Origin of the sequence: Bartonella sp. 11B (genome assembly GCF_002022625.1) — a bacterium.
GTDB classification, from domain to species: Bacteria; Pseudomonadota; Alphaproteobacteria; order Rhizobiales; family Rhizobiaceae; genus Bartonella; species Bartonella rochalimae.
Genome location: NZ_CP019783.1, coordinates 325,538 through 345,949 on the forward strand (window position 1 = coordinate 325,538; position 20,412 = coordinate 345,949).

The 20,412-nt window shown below is 36.0% G+C and carries 21 protein-coding genes and 1 pseudogene; 6 read left to right on the plus strand and 16 right to left on the minus strand.

The genetic code is table 11. From position 1 onward, the window contains the following. Positions 1-46 precede the first annotated feature (46 nt). The 11 genes and pseudogenes from Bho11B_RS01405 to Bho11B_RS01460 all read right to left on the minus strand — a co-directional run bounded on the left by Bho11B_RS01405 (position 47) and on the right by Bho11B_RS01460 (position 9,939). A complete protein-coding gene (locus tag Bho11B_RS01405) occupies positions 47-1,708 on the minus strand; it encodes a BID domain-containing T4SS effector (RefSeq protein WP_078673468.1) in 1,662 nt (553 codons plus the stop codon). Positions 1,709-1,756: 48 nt separating this feature from the next. Beyond that, positions 1,757-2,074, minus strand: a pseudogene (locus Bho11B_RS01410) (ATPase, T2SS/T4P/T4SS family); the annotation flags it as partial. Then, positions 2,071-3,270, minus strand: coding sequence for a type IV secretion system protein VirB10 (virB10, locus tag Bho11B_RS01415; RefSeq protein WP_078673469.1), 1,200 nt, complete (start codon positions 3,268-3,270; stop codon positions 2,071-2,073). The pseudogene Bho11B_RS01410 and the gene virB10, both read right to left, overlap by 4 nt. A gap of 2 nt (positions 3,271-3,272) precedes the next feature. Beyond that, entirely contained in the window at positions 3,273-4,130 is an 858-nt protein-coding gene (gene virB9 / locus Bho11B_RS01420; protein WP_035006348.1) for a P-type conjugative transfer protein VirB9, read from the minus strand. Continuing rightward, positions 4,127-4,795, minus strand: a complete 669-nt coding sequence (locus tag Bho11B_RS01425) for a virB8 family protein (protein ID WP_078673470.1) — start codon at positions 4,793-4,795, stop codon at positions 4,127-4,129. The genes virB9 and Bho11B_RS01425 overlap by 4 nt, the downstream gene beginning before the upstream one ends. After that, positions 4,785-5,102 (minus strand): conjugal transfer protein TraJ, encoded by a 318-nt coding sequence (locus tag Bho11B_RS01430; protein ID WP_235692210.1) that lies wholly within the window; start codon positions 5,100-5,102, stop codon positions 4,785-4,787. The genes Bho11B_RS01425 and Bho11B_RS01430 overlap by 11 nt, the downstream gene beginning before the upstream one ends. Before the next feature lie 177 nt (positions 5,103-5,279). After that, complete coding sequence (locus tag Bho11B_RS01440) at positions 5,280-6,299, minus strand: type IV secretion system protein (RefSeq protein WP_305764384.1); 1,020 nt, start codon at positions 6,297-6,299, stop codon at positions 5,280-5,282. 203 nt (positions 6,300-6,502) lie between these two features. Further along, positions 6,503-6,952 (minus strand): type IV secretion system protein VirB5, encoded by a 450-nt coding sequence (locus tag Bho11B_RS01445; RefSeq protein ID WP_172802076.1) that lies wholly within the window; start codon positions 6,950-6,952, stop codon positions 6,503-6,505. After that, on the minus strand, positions 6,949-9,303 hold the full coding sequence (locus tag Bho11B_RS01450; RefSeq protein ID WP_172802090.1) for a VirB4 family type IV secretion/conjugal transfer ATPase: 2,355 nt from the start codon (positions 9,301-9,303) through the stop codon (positions 6,949-6,951). The genes Bho11B_RS01445 and Bho11B_RS01450 overlap by 4 nt, the downstream gene beginning before the upstream one ends. 9 nt (positions 9,304-9,312) lie before the next feature. Continuing rightward, positions 9,313-9,621, minus strand: a complete 309-nt coding sequence (locus tag Bho11B_RS01455; protein ID WP_035006340.1) for a type IV secretion system protein VirB3 — start codon at positions 9,619-9,621, stop codon at positions 9,313-9,315. Further along, on the minus strand, positions 9,622-9,939 hold the full coding sequence (locus Bho11B_RS01460) for a TrbC/VirB2 family protein (RefSeq protein WP_078673474.1): 318 nt from the start codon (positions 9,937-9,939) through the stop codon (positions 9,622-9,624). A gap of 853 nt (positions 9,940-10,792) precedes the next feature. Here Bho11B_RS01460 and dapD point away from each other — a divergent pair. Next, positions 10,793-11,641 carry a 2,3,4,5-tetrahydropyridine-2,6-dicarboxylate N-succinyltransferase gene (gene dapD / locus Bho11B_RS01465; RefSeq protein ID WP_035005468.1) on the plus strand — a complete coding sequence of 283 codons (849 nt, stop codon included), beginning with the start codon at positions 10,793-10,795 and terminating at the stop codon, positions 11,639-11,641. 57 nt (positions 11,642-11,698) lie between these two features. On the opposite strand, the gene lepA is transcribed toward dapD, so the two are convergent. The 4 genes from lepA to def all read right to left on the minus strand — a co-directional run bounded on the left by lepA (position 11,699) and on the right by def (position 15,959). Next, complete coding sequence (gene lepA, locus Bho11B_RS01470) at positions 11,699-13,504, minus strand: translation elongation factor 4 (RefSeq protein WP_035006626.1); 1,806 nt, start codon at positions 13,502-13,504, stop codon at positions 11,699-11,701. 250 nt (positions 13,505-13,754) lie between these two features. After that, the gene (truA, locus tag Bho11B_RS01475; RefSeq protein ID WP_035005470.1) at positions 13,755-14,498 is read right to left on the minus strand and encodes a tRNA pseudouridine(38-40) synthase TruA; all 744 of its coding nucleotides are present in this window, start codon (positions 14,496-14,498) and stop codon (positions 13,755-13,757) included. 1 nt (position 14,499) lies between these two features. Further along, positions 14,500-15,429: a methionyl-tRNA formyltransferase gene (gene fmt / locus Bho11B_RS01480; RefSeq protein ID WP_078673475.1), complete on the minus strand. Its 930-nt coding sequence runs from the start codon at positions 15,427-15,429 to the stop codon at positions 14,500-14,502. Next, the gene (gene def, locus Bho11B_RS01485; protein WP_078673476.1) at positions 15,429-15,959 is read right to left on the minus strand and encodes a peptide deformylase; all 531 of its coding nucleotides are present in this window, start codon (positions 15,957-15,959) and stop codon (positions 15,429-15,431) included. Before def ends, fmt begins: the two co-directional genes overlap by 1 nt. 101 nt (positions 15,960-16,060) lie before the next feature. Here def and Bho11B_RS01490 point away from each other — a divergent pair, with 101 nt between their 5' ends. Next, the gene (locus Bho11B_RS01490; protein WP_035005474.1) at positions 16,061-17,239 is read left to right on the plus strand and encodes a DNA recombination protein RmuC; all 1,179 of its coding nucleotides are present in this window, start codon (positions 16,061-16,063) and stop codon (positions 17,237-17,239) included. Positions 17,240-17,341: 102 nt separating this feature from the next. Further along, positions 17,342-17,929 (plus strand): membrane protein, encoded by a 588-nt coding sequence (locus Bho11B_RS01495; RefSeq protein WP_035006628.1) that lies wholly within the window; start codon positions 17,342-17,344, stop codon positions 17,927-17,929. Positions 17,930-18,117: 188 nt separating this feature from the next. On the opposite strand, the gene Bho11B_RS01500 is transcribed toward Bho11B_RS01495, so the two are convergent. Then, complete coding sequence (locus Bho11B_RS01500; protein ID WP_035005475.1) at positions 18,118-18,369, minus strand: DUF1150 family protein; 252 nt, start codon at positions 18,367-18,369, stop codon at positions 18,118-18,120. Positions 18,370-18,827: 458 nt separating this feature from the next. On the opposite strand from Bho11B_RS01500, the gene nth reads away from it, so the two are divergent. The 3 genes from nth to rplT all read left to right on the plus strand — a co-directional run bounded on the left by nth (position 18,828) and on the right by rplT (position 20,346). Beyond that, complete coding sequence (nth, locus tag Bho11B_RS01505; RefSeq protein WP_078673478.1) at positions 18,828-19,568, plus strand: endonuclease III; 741 nt, start codon at positions 18,828-18,830, stop codon at positions 19,566-19,568. A gap of 142 nt (positions 19,569-19,710) precedes the next feature. Beyond that, positions 19,711-19,914, plus strand: a complete 204-nt coding sequence (gene rpmI, locus Bho11B_RS01510; protein ID WP_035005477.1) for a 50S ribosomal protein L35 — start codon at positions 19,711-19,713, stop codon at positions 19,912-19,914. Between the two features lie 30 nt (positions 19,915-19,944). Then, a complete protein-coding gene (rplT, locus tag Bho11B_RS01515; RefSeq protein WP_035005479.1) occupies positions 19,945-20,346 on the plus strand; it encodes a 50S ribosomal protein L20 in 402 nt (133 codons plus the stop codon). The last annotated feature ends 66 nt before the right edge of the window (positions 20,347-20,412 follow it).

Here is a 20,412-nt window from a genome sequence, read left to right on the forward strand (position 1 = left end):
TTATATATATTCACATAAAGAGCATATTTTTAGCTTGGTACAATAACTATTTTTCAAGATTCAATACTGGTGTTTTTATTTGTTGGAATATTTCTTTAGATTTTTGAGCAATTTTTATGATTGCTGCTGCTTTATCTTCTGAGATGCCAACACTTTTAGCAAATTGTTGATGATTACTTTCATGGATATTTTTATGCTCGCTTGGTGAAAGACGAGCATTGAGTGTTTTCATAAATTCCTTGAGTTCTTTGCCAATCGAAGAAGATAACTTTTTATCTGATAAAAATTCCTTCCGCTTTTCTTCTGATAAGTTAAGAATGTCTCGTAATGCTGCACTAGGTAGTTTTACCGTTGTTTGACGGCGTTTTTGTTCTAATTGGTGCTCTTGAATTATTGTTGTCTCAACATTTTTTACAGCAGACGCGTAACTGTCAATTGAATTAGCGAGTTTGATAATATGACTTCCAGCTTTTTTACGTGCCAAGTTTTTCATACCAAATATTTCTATACCAGCAAGATTAGCAATAGAATTAGGAGAAGACATAATTTGTGTGGAAAGCTGTTTGCTTACCTTTGGATTATTAGTAATCATCTTGATCTGTTCATTTAATATTTTGGGGTTGCCATAAACAATTTTTGATAAATGCATAATTTGCCTTAGTTTAGCTTGGATACGGGTATCTTTTATAATACTTTTAGTTATTTCACTCTTTGTTAAAGAGGGAAATTTTTCTTTTGGAATGAGAGTGTTTTTAAGATTTTGTTGCATTAGAATTGTAAAGGTGTATTCATCATTAAGCTTTAATGTTTTTAGTTGTTCTGGTGCTAAATAATCTTTGCTACAGATTGTGTAGATATTGTCCGTTTTGATTACAATGCTATTTGGGCTTTCACCTTTATAAATTCCTGTATAAGTTGCACCTTCATCTGCTGTTACAATAATACAGTTATTAATATCCTTTTGATCAAGATTTTGTGTATTACTTATGAATTCTTTTAAAATAGCCGTTTTTTGGTGATCAGAGATATCATCAAAAAGCTTTTTCATAGGTTCTAGATTGCCATCTTGCGCTGCTGCAATACTAACCTCAGATATACGCTCTTTTGTTACAATTGAAAAATCAAGATTATAATTTGCAGCTTGAGCAAGTTTTTCGCAAAATATCCGTTGTGTACGTCCATTGCCTTCTCTGAAAGGATGCGTGTAGTTGAGAGAAGCAAATATTTCTGCTAGATGATGAATAAATTCTTGACGTGGTAAGTTTTGTAAATTGTTTTTTTCGACAAGTATTCTATCTATATTTTTTAAACCATCTTGAACTTTATTGCCAGTTGCAAAAATAATTGGTTGGTCTGTTTTCCAATTTGATCTCATCATTTCTGGCATAACCGCGACTGTACCATCTTTAAATGAAAAAGGGATATCGCGGGTACACCCAGCCCACTCGAATGTATTCTCAAATAAGCATTTGTGAAGATATTTTAAATAGGAAGAATTAAATTCTTTTGGCAGTGCTTCTTGACGCAAATTAATAGTTGCTTTTGCTGAATCATGGGCACATTTATCCGTAAACTCTTTATGATCTATTATACCATATTTATTCTTTAGTGTAAGACTATTGGGATAAGTATAATGCTTAGGTAAAGGCAGGTTGGATGATGATTCTGTTTCTGTTGCTATTGCTTCATTTGAGAGTATCTCTTTCATTATTCTCTCCTTATAGTGTAATTTTTTCTATAGAATGTTTAATCAATGTTTTTTTACAGCTGGTGGTATAACAATTTGAATACGCTCATTATTTGGCAAAGTAGCGGATAATATTGGGTTTTTATCGGAAATACTTTGCTTAGAATAGGCCGCGATCACTTTAGCCATACCCATGAGTTCATTAAAGGAGAATTCTGGTACTTCTATTGTTTTCCATCCTGAAATTCCTTCAATCATGACTTGATAGGGACGATTAATAACGATCTCAAAAAGACTTTCATCTTTGAGAAAGTTATCAATTGGTTTAAGTTTTGTTAAAACGATAGCAGTGGTTTCATCGCTTAAATTTTGGAAGTTTTGTTTCATTTTAATGTCACTGTAGAATTTTTATGAAAGTCTCCTGAAAAGGCACGACGAATGACCTGTTTATTATTTTCAACAATTTTCAATTTATATACAGTTGAGAAATCCAGGTCGCGGGCAACAAAAACATTAACCATTTCACCCTGATTTTTGGTCAAGGTTGGAGGGATATTAGCGTAATTGTCCGCGATAATCTTTGCCATATATGTTCCTACAGAAAGGGTATATTTTTCTGAAGACACGGTATCTGTTGTTTGTTCTTGTGTTGTTGGCATTTTTAGTGAATCTAGCCGGTTATTTAAATAATTTGTTCCATCTCTGACGATTGAGACAAGAAGTGCAGAACCAAGTCGTTCAAACCAATGATTGTCAATATCGCCATCAACACCTGATCGACCTAAGAAATCTGTTGCGGGTGAGGATAATGTTATAATAATACCGTCTGGTGTTTTGGCTCTATTCCATAATATAAAGAGACGCGATTGGCCTTTTTTTAAACCCGCACGATATTCACCAATGATTTGCGTTCCTTTATCGAGCAAGACGATACGACCATTGTCTGATAAGATATCTCTAGAAACGATACAGCTCACAAACCCTTGTTGTTCACTACTGATTGCTGTTTCTAAGATACATGGGATGGAAGCTCCCATTGCAATGATGTAATTTCGGTTACCAAGCGTTGATGCACGAACACCATCTAACTTTGTTGGTTCGAGAAGTTGATTAAAGGATTGTGTTGTTTTATTCGAGTTATCATTGCTTTGGTTAGAAGGCACGCTATTATTTTCCGGAATACCCTGTTGCTGATTTGGATTAAAATAGGCTAAAACGGGAGCACGTTGCGCTGCTTCTAATAGTTTATGATCAGATTTTGGCTGATTGATTGTTGGCGCTGGTATTTCAACCTTAGGCAGCAGGGGGGTATTTTTATCAGCTAGCTCTAGAGGAGCTATTGTTGGTTTTATCGATTGGAAAAGCTCTGTTTGTCTGCTTCTTTCTTCTTTCGGCAATTCTATGGGCTGTTTTTTTGTGTCTTTTGAAGTTGAAAGGATTGCATATATTAAATAAATACAGACACCAAAGAGAATAAGAAGAGCAATGGCTTTTCCTAAATTAAAGCCCTCTTTTTTTTCTTGACCATCCTTTATTGTATCGCGGTCATTAAGATTTATTTCGTCCAATTCATCATTATTCATGGCTATTTCTCTACGTTTATTTCACGTTGGACAGAAGGTGATGTTGTACCGGTTTCTGGGTTAATTCCTCTTGGTATGAACCCTTTATTAAAGATACACAGGACTTCGTTACCACGTCGCAAAGTGAATTGCATGGCTATGGCGTGAACAATGACCTGGTTTCTTTTAATTGATTTTGGCACGATAGTTTCTTGTCCATCAAGTGTGACAAGATAAATGGCGGGGATTTCATTATTGTCTAAAAAGGTAAATGTTGTAGTTTTACCATTATCATAGACTGAACTTGGTTCAATGAGGGGTGAACCTTGAGCGATATAAGCCCAATTGCGTGGTCCAAAATGTTCATGCATATTGAGGATATTATCGACAAATTCTTCTTCATTTTTTTGTGCTTTGGCTTGTTCAGCTAATTGTTTACGCAATGCTTCATCTTCTGGATAACGAAACTTTACAAGGAAATATGTGTCATTACCGACGGAAACATCACCTTCACGCACTTGAAGTTCAAATTGATAAGATCGTTTTGTTCCATCTTGACGAGTTGTGACGATTTGTAGATTGGTAATCGGCTGAACTTCACGCGGTTTGAGAAAGACAAAGTGACCAGCTGGTGCTACTTGCCAAGCAACTGAATTGCCAATTCCAATATAGGCAATATTTTCATCATTAGCGAATTCAATCTGTACTGAAGAGCGAATAGATCCAATGATTTTTGTCACATTGTGTGGATCATAATTAATAAATCTAATTCGGTTGTCTTTATGTGCGCTTACGGGAGAAATTTCTGCCCATAAGAAAGACGCATGACAGTTTATTGCAACGAGGAGAGTTAAAAAAAATATTTTTATGACTCTAGTCATTGGACCACCTCTGGATCAGATCTATATGCTGATACTTGAAAGCCAAGCGGGTTAATTAAGCGATCTTCTACTGAAATGCGTGCATTAACGTAAGAAAAATTTAAGACTGAAACCCAATGGAAAATATCTTCTTTTCCATTGGAGTCTCTAATTGTTTTATAGTAACGTACTTGAACGAGATCTTTACTTAAAAAAGAGATCGATTTTATTGTGATTGTCACGGACATATTTTTATAGATATTTTGCGGACTGTCTGGATTATTTCCAGAATACCATTTGGCAAAGCGATTTTGTTCTTCTAGGGAAGATAAAAGAGAAACGATACGAAAGTTATTTTCTGTCTCTGATAATTGGAAACCTTCGCGTGCACGAATATATTTGCTGGCGAAGTAGCGCGTTATTACTTCATCGTAGTTTTGGGGTTCTTCTTTTAGAACACTGACAACATCGACAATACCTGTAGAATTATCCACACGAATAACGAAAGGCTCTACGGTTTTTAAGGGTGTTAATGCCACTACAGCTAAGGCTAAAGCGATTGTCATCAACCCAAAAAGCACAGTCAAGGCTACAGCAATTTTCATTTGTAGTCGCGTACTACGCATACGGTCAATATCAAATGACCGCGCTTCTCTTATATATTCTTTAAATTCATCACTTTTCATGTGTGATCTCCGCATTTTTATAAGAGGGCATTTGATGGTTTATTGTGTCTACAGAAGATGCGGGGAGTCCAATATGAGCTTTTGGTGCCTCATTTTCTTGTGTATTTAGGATAATAGGAGTTGTGATAGGTTTGATCGCCGTATTGTGAATGATGTTATGATGATTCCAGTTCCACTTACCATGATTGAGCATACGAGCATTCTGTCCATTACAGCGTGGAAGTTTTTGGGCTCCACTTTTTAAAGAAGCACAACCAGTAAGTGTTATCAAAAGGATCAAAATGATAGTGATTTTTAGTTGCATCATTTGGACTCGCAAACATTTTGAAAAATAAAACATTGGTGTTTTTCAGTCCATGATTTTACGAAAACATGAACACTAATCTTTTGAAAAAGCTGGGAGAGCTTTGCATGGATTGTGCATACAGTTAATATCTTGTGTGTGAAGGTATTGACTATAGCTACATTGAAGAGACGTTTGAGATTAAAATGAGCCACGTCCACCTCCTTGCATCATTTGCGCAGCTTGTGCAGCGTGTTGTGCAGCCGTAGAACCTCTCGTTACTGCTGCTGCACTTGCTGCACTTCTACCGGCACCAAAGCTTCTTCCAACAAAACCCAAAGTATTAGAAGCCATTGAGATCATTTGTGATCCTGTTGATACTCCAGCATGATGATATGGTCCTCCACTAGAAAGTGCAGAAGCAATGGTGGGAAGTGATTGGAAGAGATCTACGCCCACTATTGAGACGACAAGAACAGGGGGGAGCAAGAAATAGATTGAAGTATATGAACTATCGAAAACATAAAGCATAATTTTGCACATCATTGTTCCAAGCATCATTACGAGAACTTGCAAAATTGTAAAATTAACTAATGTTGTAATCCATGCATCAGAATATCTGCGGGTTACATTGAACAAATATAAACTAATAAAAAGAGGTCCAAGACCTATCACCATGATTAATGTAATTTTTGCAAACATTTGAATAATAAAACCGACTGTACAAAAAAAGATAACTGCCAAAAACATTAAACCACCAATCAGTGCAACCGTAATTTTATTGAAAAATGAAGCATTATTTAGAAACTCTTGATAACGCATATTTGTAACTAATAAGAGATAATCAAAAACATCAGAGTCAACCGGACTGCTATTAAACGCATTCCCAATAGCATTGGCTAAATTACCGAAAAATATATCTTTGATATAAATATTAAATACGTCTGCATTAGTTGCCATTGTTGTCACAACAACGATTTTAATAACATTATTAAGAAGACTATGCATCGAAAGGGCGACGTGGCCAGTCATAACATTGTAACCATATAAAAAGATAAAAATAATGGCTGCAAGATTTAATGGTGCTGCAATAGCAGAAGATAAGCTACTGACTGTTGTATCTACGACATCATTGAGTGGTGTCAAAATATACGAAGAAACAGTTTCGAATGGAGTAAATTTAAAATCTGACTCCTGAGTTGTCGCATTCATCAATTTCATCAGTTTTATCTCATTCCAATTTTATTTTTAATGTTTGATAAATATGAATTTATGATCTTTTGTTGCATTTTCTCCATGCTCTTTCTGTGATTGATGATTTCCATTTAATAATAGAAAGAGCTTGAATGAGAGTATTCATTTGAAAATTAGCCAACTACATTTGAAGAGCTTCCTTTTCTTCTTTTTGACTAACTGGAGTCAATTTAATACTTGACCTTAGCTTTAGCTTGATCCAATTTGTCTTGCAGTGTTTTTTGAAGAGCTTCCTGATTTTTCTGTTCTTCTTTTTCACGTTCTTGTTCTTTTGATTGAGCATTTTCCGATTTCATAATAGAAGAAGCCTGAAGTTTTAGAGTATCTACTTGAAGATTAGCTTGAAGAATAGCCAACTCCCTTTGAAGAGCTTCTTTTTCTTCTGGTTTAAGAGTCTGTGATGAAAATTTGTTATTGATTTCTTGAATCTTTTTCTGATTTTCAACTGCTGAAGTATAAATAGATTCAGCTATTTCTGATGTGGGCCGACTACCTTCTGATAGGGATGTTCCTTGTTGTGTGACACTTTGATAATATGAATCAACTTCTGTGTTTCCCGATTGCGATATTGCATGAGAGATAAAGCATAATGATAAAAACATAATCAGATATTTTTTCATTGGGATTGTTTCCTTTTGTAAAATATAGGTAGCCATATATCCGGATTTTCCCCATATTCACTTATAATTTGGTTGACGAGTTCAACATTTCTACTTGTTCCGCTTAAGACAGCAATTTCGTTATCCATTCCACGTAAATTAAGTTCTGCAACAATAGAACTTTGGCCTTGTTTAATGAGAAAACGACGAGATTCCCTGCTTAATTCTGATTGGATTAGCTCAAATTCACGTTCAGTGAGTTTAAAGTTTTCAACATAATCATTGTAATTGGCTTTTTGATTTGGAAAAAACAGTTGGGTAGGACATTGCTCAATGATTGTGTGAGCGATTGTTGAATTCAAAGCATCTCTAGGGCTTTGTGTGGCAAAGAGCATCATGCCATTTTGTTTACGAATCGTTTTGAGACGATCTTGAGTAAAAGCTTTAAATGAATCATCTTCAAGGGCTTTCCAGAATTCATCGATAACAATAATGATACGTCGACCATCAATAAGATCGAGAATGCGGTTAAACAAATACATCATCAAAGGGCGACGAATTTCTTCATTATCTAAGAAATCCGTCATGTCATAACCTATAAATTGAGCATCTAAATTGAGATCATCGTGATCATTATCAAAGACCCACCCTAAAGCATTACCTTTGATCCAACGTTGTAAACGTATGGCAATACCTTCTGTGGAAGTATTATCAAAAAACAGTTGAAGCGCACTGAAGGAGCGTTGTGATAGAGGAAGACTTTCTAAGGAATTAATCGCTCTAGCAATATCCTGCCGCTCTTGTTCTGTTACTGTTTGGCCATCCGCGGTAACTAATTTTAAGACCCAGTGCTGAAGAAAGAGTTTGTTTTTTTCAGTGTATTCCATCCCTTTTAATGGAGCAATACCAGTAGGTTGACCATTTTTCAGAGGCTTATATTTGCCTCCTCCAGCACGAACAAAGATCTCTGCTCCTTGATCTTTATCAAAAAAGACTATTGTTGGGTTGTGTTTTTGCAATTGTGCAAGAAGAAAATTAACAATGACTGTTTTTCCAGACCCTGATGGACCACATACAAAGGTATTACCAACATCACCAAAATGAAAATTAAAATAATAAGGAGAGCCAGCCTGTGTTTGTAATAAGGCGACGGCAGAACCCCAAACATTACCTTTGAGTTTGCCAATAGGAAAGGAATGGAAGGGGGATAATGCTGCAAAATTCCTGCTGCTAATAGCTCCAGAACGTGCTCGATAGTTAAAGTTCCCAGGAAGTTGTGCCCACCATGCTGCTTCTAACCCTAAATCTTCTCTGGCTATAACGGCCCCACCATTAGTAAGATATGAACGGGCTTTCGACAGATATTCTGTCAATTCTTGTAGACGATCAGAAAAAACAGCTAAAGAGAGATGATGTTCTCCCAAAACAAAACGATTCGATTCTAAATCATCAAGGGCCTCATCAAGGCCATCAATTTGTGAGCTGGCACGATCAGCTACATTAATCATTTGATTTTGTTTACGGCTCATAATAGCGCTTGCAACTGCTTTACTTTTAAAAACAAAGGATTGCGTTAAGATGAATTCAAAGGGCGCCGTCAATAAGCCATCTGTCATACCAGGACGTGTTTTAGAAGGATATTCTTTCCATCCAAACATACCAACAAAGCGTTCATTGCTTTCATGACGAATTTCAATAATTTCTTTGCCGAAAATAACACGATCTGAATAAATCGTTGAGGCAATAGTACCAAATGTAAGGGGTATGCGCTCACGTCTTCCTCCCACCAATTGATGAAGAAATTCACTTTGCTCAGAAAATACAATGTCATTGTATTCGTAAGTAGATAAAAGCCGTGCTCCATAACACTCCAGACCTTGTATAAGATCTTGACTTAACTCTTCAATTTTCCGAATAGCTTCAGAATCTGGTTCCGATTGCATCTTCTTTGCTTGCGTTAAGCGGTGAAAAAAAGAAGCTAACTGTTCAGTTTTATCTGCTGCAGGATTCCAGATAACCGAAAGGAATAGATCATTTCGATAAAGATCTTGCAAAATCATTTTTTGTTTGTATTGCCGATCTAAAGCTGTTGCAAAAGATGAAGAAAATTGACTCTCTGGGTAAATTTTTTCGCGTCGGCGAATGATGTGAGAATATAAAGCGACACGTTCATCTGCTATATTTTTCAAAAGCGTATTTAATTGGGTATGTAAAGAATTTAATTGGCTGATATCTGCAGTATCAAAATTGATTCCTTCGATAGAAATCACTGTCATCAAGCAACGGGAGTCTAATGCAATCACATGCTGATTGACATGACGAACATAAGGGATAAATTCCTCAGGTAGAGATTCCCGTTTCATCACTGACAGTTGTCTCACTTATTTTAGCTCCTTGTATGTACGGACAAGACGGAGAGGAGACGTAGATCCTCCACCCCATCTTGTCAGGTTTTTTTGTTTCCCTCGAGTATTGAGCCACGCGAATAAAACACGAAATTGGTTATGATCGCGTTTTGTGATTTCGCGTAAAATAAAATGCAAACCAACTCCAAGACCGATCATTGAAAAGCTGCTTGTTATGATAAAAAGAGTAGATGTTGCCATGACATTTAAGGCCATTGCTTCTACGGTAACACCTGCAAACATCGCTGGTCGTGTGCAAGCAAGAAAAAGAGTATCTTCATTCATTTATGATGAACTCCCCATTAATAACGTAACAAGAGCCGAAGCACCAAAAACAATACCAATACCAAGAACACAATATGCTGCTTTGCGTAAATCAATAACACCATACATCCAACCAATACCCACAGCGGCAACACAGATCGTTGCAATGAGCTTCGCTGTTGTCCCTGTCATCATTGTAACAATATTCCGCAAAACCGTATCAAGATTTCCCATACTGGCAGTAGCAGAATTAGCATACGCAGGGGTTAACACTGCAAACATTGATAAAAGTAGCGCAAAAGCGATATAATAAATATGCTTAGATATAATGTTTGGCATTTAATCTCCTCTTCAGAAAGAATATTGATTACAAACTGACATCATATTGCCTCTAAGTTTAGAAATTTCTACTGTCTTAGATTCACAGCTTAACTCTTAATGAATGGTCTTCATTCTGTTAAAAAATTTTGATATTAAATTTTCTTCCCTCTCAAAATACCTAAGAAATAGGATATTTTTCATTCTATTATTTAATATAGACAATTTTAAGTTATGCTTTTTTATCAAAACGACAATATCAAGAGTGCAAGATAATGTTTTTCTTTGCAAAATGTGTTTAATTTGCAACAAATGCTGTTGAGATGCTTTCTTTAAGATCTAGGAAAAAAGCAGAGATGCATAAAAAATTATAGGATATAGAAACAATAAGGATTGAGCAAATGCGATTTAAATTAATTATTATTGTCTACATTATCTGTTCTGTATTATGAAATATTGATCACAATAAAGATAAAATTGCTTTAAACATTTTTCAGATATTAAAGAGCAAAAGTATAATTGATATCAATTTGGAACACAATTAGCAAAAAGATCATTTAAATTTAGCAAAAAGATCATTTAAATTATAAGCATTGGCTTATGTAATAAATTCGATGTTTGGTATTATTGGTTGCAGTTTGAAAAATATGTACATCAAGAAACTAAGGTGATTTATTTTCATCGTTACAGATTGAAGTAATACAGAATTCAAAATATTGAGACCTAGAAAAATAATGTGAGTATAAAAAATTTAGTGTTTTTCTCTTAGAGAGCTATCTTGTACTCTTTTTATTGACTGCATGTATTTCTTCATGTAACATAAATCGTCAAGAATAAATCTTGGTATTTTTGACTGTTTAATGGGTTTTTGGTAATGACTAGTCTCATACAACTTGAAGAAATTATTGAAAGAGCTTTTAATAATAGAGATTCTATCAATTCTGCTACAAAAGGCGAAATTCGTGAGAGTGTTGAGCACATATTGAATCTTCTCGATAAAGGTGAGATTCGTGTAGCTCAACGTCAAGATAATGGTCAATGGCGCGTTCATCAATGGTTAAAAAAGGCTGTTCTTTTGTCCTTTCGACTTCATTCTATGTGTATCATTGCTGGTGGTGCAAATGAATCATATTGGTGGGATAAAATACCTTCAAAATTCTCTGGTTGGCGAGAAGTTGATTTTAAAAAAGCCAATTTTCGTTCAGTTCCAGGAGCAATTGTACGTCATTCCGCTTATATTGCTCCTCATGTGATATTAATGCCTTCTTTTGTTAATGTTGGTGCCTATGTTGGAGAAGGGACGATGGTTGATACATGGGCATCTGTTGGTTCATGCGCACAAATTGGTCAGTATGTTCATTTGTCTGGTGGTGTAGGTATTGGAGGTGTTTTAGAACCGCTACAGGAAGGTCCAACAATTATTGAAGATCATTGTTTTATTGGTGCACGCTCTGAAATTGTTGAGGGCTGTATTATTCGTGAAGGTGCTGTTTTAGGCATGGGAGTTTTTATTGGAAAGTCCACTAAAATTATTGATCGTACAACAGGTGAAGTTTTTCTCGGTGAAGTTCCTGCTTACTCAGTTGTTGTTCCAGGTTCGTGCTGTGGGAAACCACTGCCAAATGGTGAAATGGGTCCAAATCTTTATTGTGCTGTTATTGTTAAGCGCGTTGATAAAAAAACACGAGAAAAAACATCAATTAATGATTTATTGCGTGATTAAAAGCATTTCCTAAAAATTATTCATTGATAATAAAATTGAAAAAAGAAAAAAACAGAGTTATTTACTCATCTTAAGTGCTTCAATAAAAGCCGATTGGGGAATTTCTACTTTCCCAAATTGGCGCATCCGTTTTTTACCTGCTTTTTGCTTTTCAAGCAGTTTACGTTTACGGGTAATATCACCACCATAACACTTCGCTGTGACGTCTTTTCGTAAAGCGCGAATTGTCTCACGAGCAATAATTTTACCACCAATTGCTGCTTGAATTGGGATCTGAAACATGTGTTGAGGAATAAGATCTTTAAGTTTTTCACACATAGAACGGCCACGTTTTTCGGCTATGCTACGGTGCACAAGCATTGATAATGCGTCAATAGATTCTCCATTGACCAAAATGGACATTTTAACCAAATCGCCTTCAGAATAATCAGTTACTTGATAATCAAAAGAAGCATATCCTTTTGAGATGGACTTTAAACGATCATAAAAATCAAAAATTACTTCATTCAAAGGTAAATCATAGGTCACCATAGACCGTGTACCAACATAGGATAAACCCGTTTGTAACCCACGCCGTTCTTGACAAAGTTCTAAAATAGCTCCGAGATAATTATCAGGCGTCATAATCGTTGCCCGAATCCATGGTTCTTCAATAGAAATAACTTTAACAATATCAGGCATATCCGCTGGATTATGTAATTCCTTAACAGAACCGTCATTCATATTCATGCGATAAATAACAGAAGGTGCAGTTGCAATTAAATCTAAATTAAATTCGCGTTCTAGCCGTTCTTGAATAATTTCAAGATGTAAAAGACCTAAGAAGCCACAACGAAAGCCGAAACCTAAAGCAGCTGATGTTTCCATCTCAAAAGAAAAGCTTGCGTCATTTAAACGTAATTTACCCATAGCTGTACGTAAATTTTCAAAATCGGCTGCATCAACTGGAAAAATACCACAAAAAACAACGGGTTGAGCAGGCTTAAAACCAGGCAATACGTCTTCACAAGGGCGGCGATCTTCAGTAATAGTATCCCCTACTCGTGTGTCAGCAACCTCTTTTATAGAGGCTGTTATAAAGCCAATCTCCCCTGGGCCTAATTCATCAACTGAGATCATTTTGGGAGTGAACACTCCAACTCGTTCAACAGGATATTTTGCTCCTGTCCCCATCATACGAATGGTCTGACCTTTTTTTAAAACACCATCAATCACTCGGACCAGAACGATAACACCGAGATAAGCATCGTACCAACTGTCAACCAGCATCACCTTTAAAGGATCTGTAGTATTGCCAGTATGTGGAGGTGGCAATTGTGTAATAATTTCTTCCAAAACATCAGAAATACCTAAACCCGTTTTCGCTGATATTTCTACTGCCCTAGACGTATCAATACCGATTACATCTTCAATTTGCTCTTTCACACGCTCTGGTTCTGCAGCTGGAAGGTCTATTTTATTAAGCACTACAACTAATTCATGAGAATTATCAATAGCTTGGTAAACATTCGCTAATGTTTGTGCTTCTACTCCTTGACTTGCATCCACTACTAAGAGTGATCCTTCACAAGCTGCCAATGAGCGCGATACTTCGTAAGCAAAATCAACATGGCCAGGTGTATCAATAAGATTTAAGATATAAGTTTCACCATTTTTTGCTTTATAGTTTAGACGTACTGTTTGAGCTTTAATAGTGATTCCGCGTTCGCGCTCAATATCCATAGAATCGAGCACTTGCTCTTTCATTTCCCTTGTTTCAAGACCGCCTGTCATTTGAATTAAACGATCAGCCAAAGTCGACTTTCCGTGGTCGATATGAGCTACAATGGAGAAATTACGAATATAATTGCGATCTATTGTCATACAAGGCGATTTAGCAAAGAATAGTACAAAACGCAAAGACCAATTACAGACTTTCAAAAACCTTTTAAAAAGATCAATAAAAATGTGACTGGAGAAAAATGTTAGTTTTTAAAAGTGTGAATTTTCTTTCTATTGTAATATAGTGGTTTCTCAATTCGATACTTGATCTTCATTGATGACAATCTCTAAATTTTTTTATAAAGTTCTTGGCTATTATTAATAGCTCGTGAAAACAATTTTAATAAAGCAGTTAATAGTCAACTTTCATCAGATAAAGTCCTGAGGGAGGAGCTACGACACCACAGCGGGCCCGATTTCTCGCGTGAAGAGCTGCTTCGAGATCTTCAGCTGTCCAACGTCCAATACCAACTTCCATCAAGCTTCCTGCAAATGAACGAATTTGATGATGAAGAAAAGAACGAGCCTGTGCATAAAGGAAAATTTCATCTCCTTCTCTTTGAATGTCTAAGCGTTCAAGAGTACGGACAGGACTTTTTGCTTGGCAATAAGCTGATCGGAAAGTGGTAAAATCATGCTGCCCTACAAGTTTTTGAGCTGCTTTATGCATAGCATCGGCATCTAGTGGTTTTGGTAACCACCAAACACGTTTAGTATTGAGAGCTGGTGGTGAGCGGCGATTGAGAATTTTAAAAAGATAGTGGCGTTTAGTCGCACAAAATCGCGCGTCAAAGTTATCAGGAACATTCTGAACATTGAGAACAGCAATATCTTCGCCTTGTTTCTGCAAATGAGCATTGAGAGCATCACGTACAGTATTCGTATTCCAATTTTTCTCAAAATCAATGTGAGCAACTTGTCCCATAGCGTGGACTCCAGCATCGGTTCTTCCAGCTGTAGTGATAGTTAGTTTTTGTCCGCTAAAGTGAAAAATAGCGTTTTCAATGGAACCTTGTATAGTACGAAGATTCTTCTGGCGTTGCCAGCCAGCATAATTGGAGCCATCATATTCAAGAGTGAGTTTAAAGCGTACCATATTAGAAAACTGCAGAAATATTAGCTCCTCGCAAAAATGTTGCGCGATCAAGAAGTTTTCCACCGGATCTTTGTAGATGAGTTATTTCTATACATCCTTGTCCACAGTGAATAATCAATTGCTCTGGTTCTATTTTTCCAATTTCGATAGATCTTTTCTCTATTAAGCGACTTCCGAGAATTTTCACTCGTTCTTGTTTTCCATTGATATTCATGTTGCACCAACAACCAGGAGTGGGAGAAAGAGCGCAGATGTGTTTATGAATGAATTTGGCAGACTGCGTCCAATCAATTTGAGTTTCTTCTTTTTTGATTTTAACAGCATAGGTTACTCCTTTTGATGATTGTGGAGTAAGTTTCAGTTGATTTTTTTCGAGAGCTGATAAAGTGTCTATGATAAGTTTTGCTCCTATATGTGATAGTTTCTCTGAAAGTTCATAAGCTGTCATGTTATCAGTGATAGCAATTGAATGCGATAAAGCAATAGGTCCTGTATCTAATCCTTCATCCATTTTCATAATCATCATTCCTGTTTCCTGGTCGTTAGCCATAATTGCACGTTGAATAGGTGCAGCGCCACGCCAGCGGGGTAATAGGGAAGCGTGAGCATTAAAACAACCAAAGCGTGGTGCTTCAAGAATGGATTTGGGCAATAATAATCCATAAGCGACAACAACAGCAACATCAACAGAAAGTTCTGCAAATTTGATTTGTTCTTCAGTTGTTTTGAGAGTTTGAGGCGTAAAAACAGGAATCGATTTCTCCTGTGCTGCAATTTGAACAGGAGAGGGAAATAATTTGAGACCACGCCGTCCTGCTGGACGAGGAGGTTGACTATAAACTGCTACAATATCATGACCAGCTTCTAATAAAGCATGGAGAATGGGTACAGAGAAATTCGGTGTTCCCATAAAGCTTAATCGTAATGCCATTATAAAGCTGCTTTCGATGTATTTTGCATTTTTGCACGTTTTTTGAATTTTCGTATTACCATATCACGTTTGGTTTTTGAAATGTGGTCAATAAAAAGACACCCATTTAAATGATCAATTTCGTGTTGTAAGCAAGTAGCTAAAAGATCATTTGCTTCAATTTCTACTTGTTTTCCTTCACGATCTCTATAGCACATGCGGAGGCATTTGGGACGTTCAACTTCTGCAAAATAGTCAGGAATAGAAAGGCAACCTTCTTTATAAACGCTCCGTTCATCTGATACCCATAAAATTTCTGGATTAATAATAACAAGCGGATTTTTAGGAGCATCTTTTGAGTGGATATCTACAACTAACATCCGTAATGGTACACCAACTTGAACAGCTGCAAGTCCGATACCTTGGGCGTTATACATAGTTTCTAGCATATCATCAGCTAATTTTTGAATAATTGGATCAATACGCTCAACTGGCTTTGAAACTTCACGTAAAATAGGATCAGGTAAAATAACTAAAGACTTTATTGACATAATAAATAGTTTTACAAATCGATGTTTAATTTATTAAAAGTAAGTATTGAAATTGAATAAGCGCATGTATTTTTTTGCGATAAAACCACTATATTATTCTTATGTTTGATTCGCTTTTTTTAATAATGCCCTTTGGTAAGCACTATAGTCAACTGGTCGTTTTCTTTGTTCTAGTTTGTGGAGTGCTTTTAATTATCATACATAATAACCGGAAAAGAACCATTTGGGAACGTGACGTGGCTGAACGTGCTCGTGAGGCGCAAACACAGATGGCTGCACTGTTGCGAACACAAGTTGAAATGCAAGGGCGTATGCAAACAATGGCAGAGATTTTTAGTCAAAGGCAGTTTGAATTGAATCAATCGATTTGTGAACAACTTAATGGAATGAGAACTAATTTAGGGCAGACTCTTCAGGTGCAAACTAAGTCTACTTATGAGAACTTGACTCGTTTACAAGAACGTTTGGCAGTGATAGATGCAGCACAGAATAATATTCAATCGCTTACTGGACAGGTTGTTCAATTACAAGCTATTTTAAATAATAAGCAAACACGAGGTGCTTTTGGACAGGGACGGATGGAGGCAATTATTTCTGATGCTTTACCATCTAGTGCTTACGTTTTTCAAACTACTCTTTCAAATGGAAAACGACCAGATTGTCTTATTTATATGCCTAATAAGGCACCAGCTCTTGTTATTGATGCTAAATTTCCTTTGGAGGCTTGGAATGCAATGCGTGAGGCATCATCATCTCAAGAACGTCAGGAAGCTGAACGCCAATTTCGTAATGATATGGATGTTCATATTCGCGATATTACGAAAAAATATTTAATTCCTGGGGAAACACATGATACAGCCTTTCTTTTTGTGCCATCAGAATCGATTTTTGCCACAATCTATGAGGATTTTGAGTCATTAGTGCAAAAGGCTAATCGAGCACATGTGATTATTGTATCGCCTTCTTTATTAATGTTATCTGTTCAAGTTGTACAAACTATTATGAAAGATGCAAGGATGCGTGAACAAGCGCATTTAATCCAGTCAGAAGTAGTAAGATTAATGGAAGATTTTGAACGAATGAATATACGTGTTCGCTCTTTACAGAAACATTTTTATAAAACGAGTGAAGATATTGAAGCAATTTTAACATCATCCTCTAAAATTATGAAGCGAGCTAATCGCATTGAAGCTTTTGAATTAAAAGAAAATGATTCTATATCAAAATCAACAGCAGTACATTCTCAGTCACAAACCCTACACTTAGATGATAAGGAATAAAAGAAAGGTATCAAAATATCATATTGATTTTTTTTATTTGTAAATTTAATTAAAGTTTTTAATAATGTTTCATTTAGTTTTTAGGATTAAGGAAAACAGTTGATAGGGCGCTTTTTTTTATTAGGCGGGTGTTTGTTTCTGTTGGGAAGTTGTTCTATAAAACCTCCTGTACAGATTAACAACGCTTGCGCTATTTTAGCTCAAAAAGATAGTTTTTTTAATAATTGGAGAAAAGCCGCTAAAAATGCGGAGTTACTTCATGGAATTCCTATGCCTATTATTCTTGCAACTATTCGTATAGAATCAAATTTTCGGCATAATGCACGTCCTCCACGTAAAAAACTTCTCGGTTTTATTCCATGGAAGCGCCCTTCAACCGCTTACGGTTATGCTCAAGCGCTTGATGAAACATGGGATCATTATGTTCGTTCTACAGGAAAAGTTTTTGCGTGGCGTACTAATTTCGCGGATACAGCAGATTTTATTGCTTGGTATCATCGTCAAAGTGTTCGACGTAATAACATTAGCCCAAATGATGCCTATAATCTCTATTTAAATTATCATATGGGACATGGTGCTTATGCACGTTACAGGGGTCCTTCATCTGCTAATATTGCAAAAAAAGCAAAATATGTGGAATCACTTTCTAGACTTTATAATCAGCAATTAAAAGCATGTGGACGGCGCTAAAAGCACTATGAGATTTTTTTATCATACCTATTGTAGTGATTGCTGAGAATATGGATATAAATCGTCTCTAATCCCTATTTTTAAGTTTTAGAATAATATTTCTTTTGCTGTGTTTACTTCTATTATAGAGCAATTTTTATCGAATTCTGGTTTGTTATTGAGGAATAATCCAGAATTTTAAAACGAGTCTATTGAAGCGTTACAATTTGTAGTTCATGCTCATTAGCACCTGCAAGAGCTATGGAACGCTCATCAGATAAAATAATTGGGTGACCCGTTTCTCCGAAGAGAGCCCATATCGTAATGCCTGGAATCATTGGTGGAAGATCTGGAAAATTTTTGGCTAGATCATCTGTACAAACTTCTTTTAAGTAAGCAATTTGTCGCGCATCAGGAAAGATCGTATTTTGTAACGGTAAAATTTGTTTACGCTCTTTCATTGTATTGATCCTTTATGCATTACCTTCTATTACTTTGATTGCTACTGGTTTTGATTTTAATTATGATTATAAAGATTAATAGATAAAAGACAATTTTTCAACTCAGCATTTGTAATATGTATTATTCCTAGTAAGAAAAGATACATTGAAATTGGATTGACCAAATTATAAAATAAATACTGATATTTTTAGTTTTTTTGTGCTTCACTAAATAATCAGTTGAGTGCTTTTATTAAGATCACTGATCTTAAATTTAATAACAGATAAAAGACATGTATATAATTTTATAATTATTTTAACGAAAACAATTAACTTTACAGATATATTGTCATGTTTTTTGATTATCTACAATTTAAAAAAGTAAATACGATAGATATATATCGTTGTGGTAATTTTATAAGGCAGCCATTGAGCAAAATGAAACAAAAACGTTGGAAAAGAAGATCTAATAGAGTGTAATGACTGAAAAAGTGATCAAATCATTAGAGGTATACAAAAATACTAAGACAATTTATGGAGAGGATGAAATTGCAGAAATATTTCGTCGTTTTTCTGTTCAGCGTCCTACACCTAGGAGTGATCTTAATTATACCAATGTTTTCACTCTTTTGGTTGCGGTTGTTCTGTCTGCTCAAACTACGGATGCGAGTGTTAACAAAGTTACAAAAAAATTGTTTTGCTTTGCTGATCGACCAGAAAAAATGATTACATTAGGAAAAGAAGGAATTGCACAGCATATTCGTTCGATTGGTCTTTGGCGTGCAAAAGCGCATAATGTTTATGCACTTTGTTGTCGTTTGATTGATCAATATGGTGGACAAGTTCCTGATAATCGTGAAGCACTTATGACACTCCCTGGTGTAGGACGTAAAACTGCGAATGTTGTTTTGAACATTGCTTTTGGACAGCCTACTATGGCAGTGGATACGCATATTTTGCGTCTTGGAAATCGTCTTGGTTTAGCATCAGGAAAAACACCGGAAGAGGTCGAAGAAAAATTAGTAAAAATTATTCCAGATTGTTATCTACAGTATGCGCATCATTGGCTCATTTTACATGGACGTTATATTTGCAAGGCGCGTAAAGTAGAATGTGTACAGTGCATCATTGCAGATCTCTGCAAAGCGGCGATTAAAACGAATGCGGTTCCAGCACCTTTAGTTGAAGTTAAAGGCAATGGAGCTCCAGTTTTTTTTTAACACGGACTTGCTATTTTATGTATACTGGCTTATGAAAATGCAATCAGAACTGCCCGGCAGGGCATGCCGTGGCTGTTCAAATGTTTACTCGAGCTTTGATCAGCTTGATCGAATTTAAACGTATAACGTATGGAGTAACGAAATGCCCAAAATGAAAACAAAATCATCTGCTAAAAAGCGATTTAAAGTTACTGCGACAGGCAAAGTTAAAGCAGCTGCTGCAGGTAAACGGCATGGTATGATTAAACGTTCTAATAAGTTTATTCGTGATGCACGTGGAATGATGGTATTGGCTGAACCAGATGCTAAAAAAGTTATTCAGTGTTATTTACCAAATGGCCTTTAAGCCTTGCTTTGATTTTGTAGGAGATTATTTATGGCACGTGTAAAAAGAGGTGTTGTAGCTCACGCTAAGCACAAGAAGGTTCTCAAACAGGCTAAAGGTTTTTATGGTCGTCGTAAAAACACCATTCGTGCAGCTAAAGCAGCAGTTGACCGTTCAAAGCAATATGCTTATCGTGATCGTAAAAACAGAAAACGTACTTTTCGTGCTTTGTGGATTCAAAGAATCAATGCTGCTGTTCGTGTAGAGGGCTTGACTTATGGGCGTTTTATTGATGGTTTAACAAAGGCTGGTATTGAGATAGATCGTAAGATTCTCTCTGATATAGCTATTTATGATCCAACAGTATTTATTGCTTTGGTGGATTCTGCAAAGAAAGCTTTAGAGTATTTAAAAGACACAACGCCCAATGCTTTTGAAAGCGCTGTCAAGTAGCCAGCTGCGTTCTCTTTAGGCATTCATTTATTCGAGATTCCGCGCTGGTTATTACTGGTGCGGTTT

Excerpts from the sequence above, each read along its gene's own strand:
- def (WP_078673476.1), bottom strand. The coding sequence starts at position 15,959 with ATGTCAATAAAGTCTTTAGTTATTTTACCTGATCCTATTTTACGTGAA.
- Bho11B_RS01440 (WP_305764384.1), bottom strand. The coding sequence starts at position 6,299 with ATGAAATTGATGAATGCGACAACTCAGGAGTCAGATTTTAAATTTACT.
- rplT (WP_035005479.1), top strand. The coding sequence starts at position 19,945 with ATGGCACGTGTAAAAAGAGGTGTTGTAGCTCACGCTAAGCACAAGAAG.
- virB10 (WP_078673469.1), bottom strand. The coding sequence starts at position 3,270 with ATGAATAATGATGAATTGGACGAAATAAATCTTAATGACCGCGATACA.
- rpmI (WP_035005477.1), top strand. The coding sequence starts at position 19,711 with ATGCCCAAAATGAAAACAAAATCATCTGCTAAAAAGCGATTTAAAGTT.
- Bho11B_RS01430 (WP_235692210.1), bottom strand. The coding sequence starts at position 5,102 with ATGATGCAACTAAAAATCACTATCATTTTGATCCTTTTGATAACACTT.
- Bho11B_RS01490 (WP_035005474.1), top strand. The coding sequence starts at position 16,061 with ATGTTTGATTCGCTTTTTTTAATAATGCCCTTTGGTAAGCACTATAGT.
- Bho11B_RS01455 (WP_035006340.1), bottom strand. The coding sequence starts at position 9,621 with ATGAATGAAGATACTCTTTTTCTTGCTTGCACACGACCAGCGATGTTT.
- truA (WP_035005470.1), bottom strand. The coding sequence starts at position 14,498 with ATGGTACGCTTTAAACTCACTCTTGAATATGATGGCTCCAATTATGCT.
- virB9 (WP_035006348.1), bottom strand. The coding sequence starts at position 4,130 with ATGACTAGAGTCATAAAAATATTTTTTTTAACTCTCCTCGTTGCAATA.
- Bho11B_RS01445 (WP_172802076.1), bottom strand. The coding sequence starts at position 6,952 with ATGAAAAAATATCTGATTATGTTTTTATCATTATGCTTTATCTCTCAT.
- nth (WP_078673478.1), top strand. The coding sequence starts at position 18,828 with ATGACTGAAAAAGTGATCAAATCATTAGAGGTATACAAAAATACTAAG.
- dapD (WP_035005468.1), top strand. The coding sequence starts at position 10,793 with ATGACTAGTCTCATACAACTTGAAGAAATTATTGAAAGAGCTTTTAAT.
- Bho11B_RS01405 (WP_078673468.1), bottom strand. The coding sequence starts at position 1,708 with ATGAAAGAGATACTCTCAAATGAAGCAATAGCAACAGAAACAGAATCA.
- Bho11B_RS01425 (WP_078673470.1), bottom strand. The coding sequence starts at position 4,795 with ATGAAAAGTGATGAATTTAAAGAATATATAAGAGAAGCGCGGTCATTT.
- Bho11B_RS01500 (WP_035005475.1), bottom strand. The coding sequence starts at position 18,369 with ATGAAAGAGCGTAAACAAATTTTACCGTTACAAAATACGATCTTTCCT.
- lepA (WP_035006626.1), bottom strand. The coding sequence starts at position 13,504 with ATGACAATAGATCGCAATTATATTCGTAATTTCTCCATTGTAGCTCAT.
- Bho11B_RS01460 (WP_078673474.1), bottom strand. The coding sequence starts at position 9,939 with ATGCCAAACATTATATCTAAGCATATTTATTATATCGCTTTTGCGCTA.
- fmt (WP_078673475.1), bottom strand. The coding sequence starts at position 15,429 with ATGGCATTACGATTAAGCTTTATGGGAACACCGAATTTCTCTGTACCC.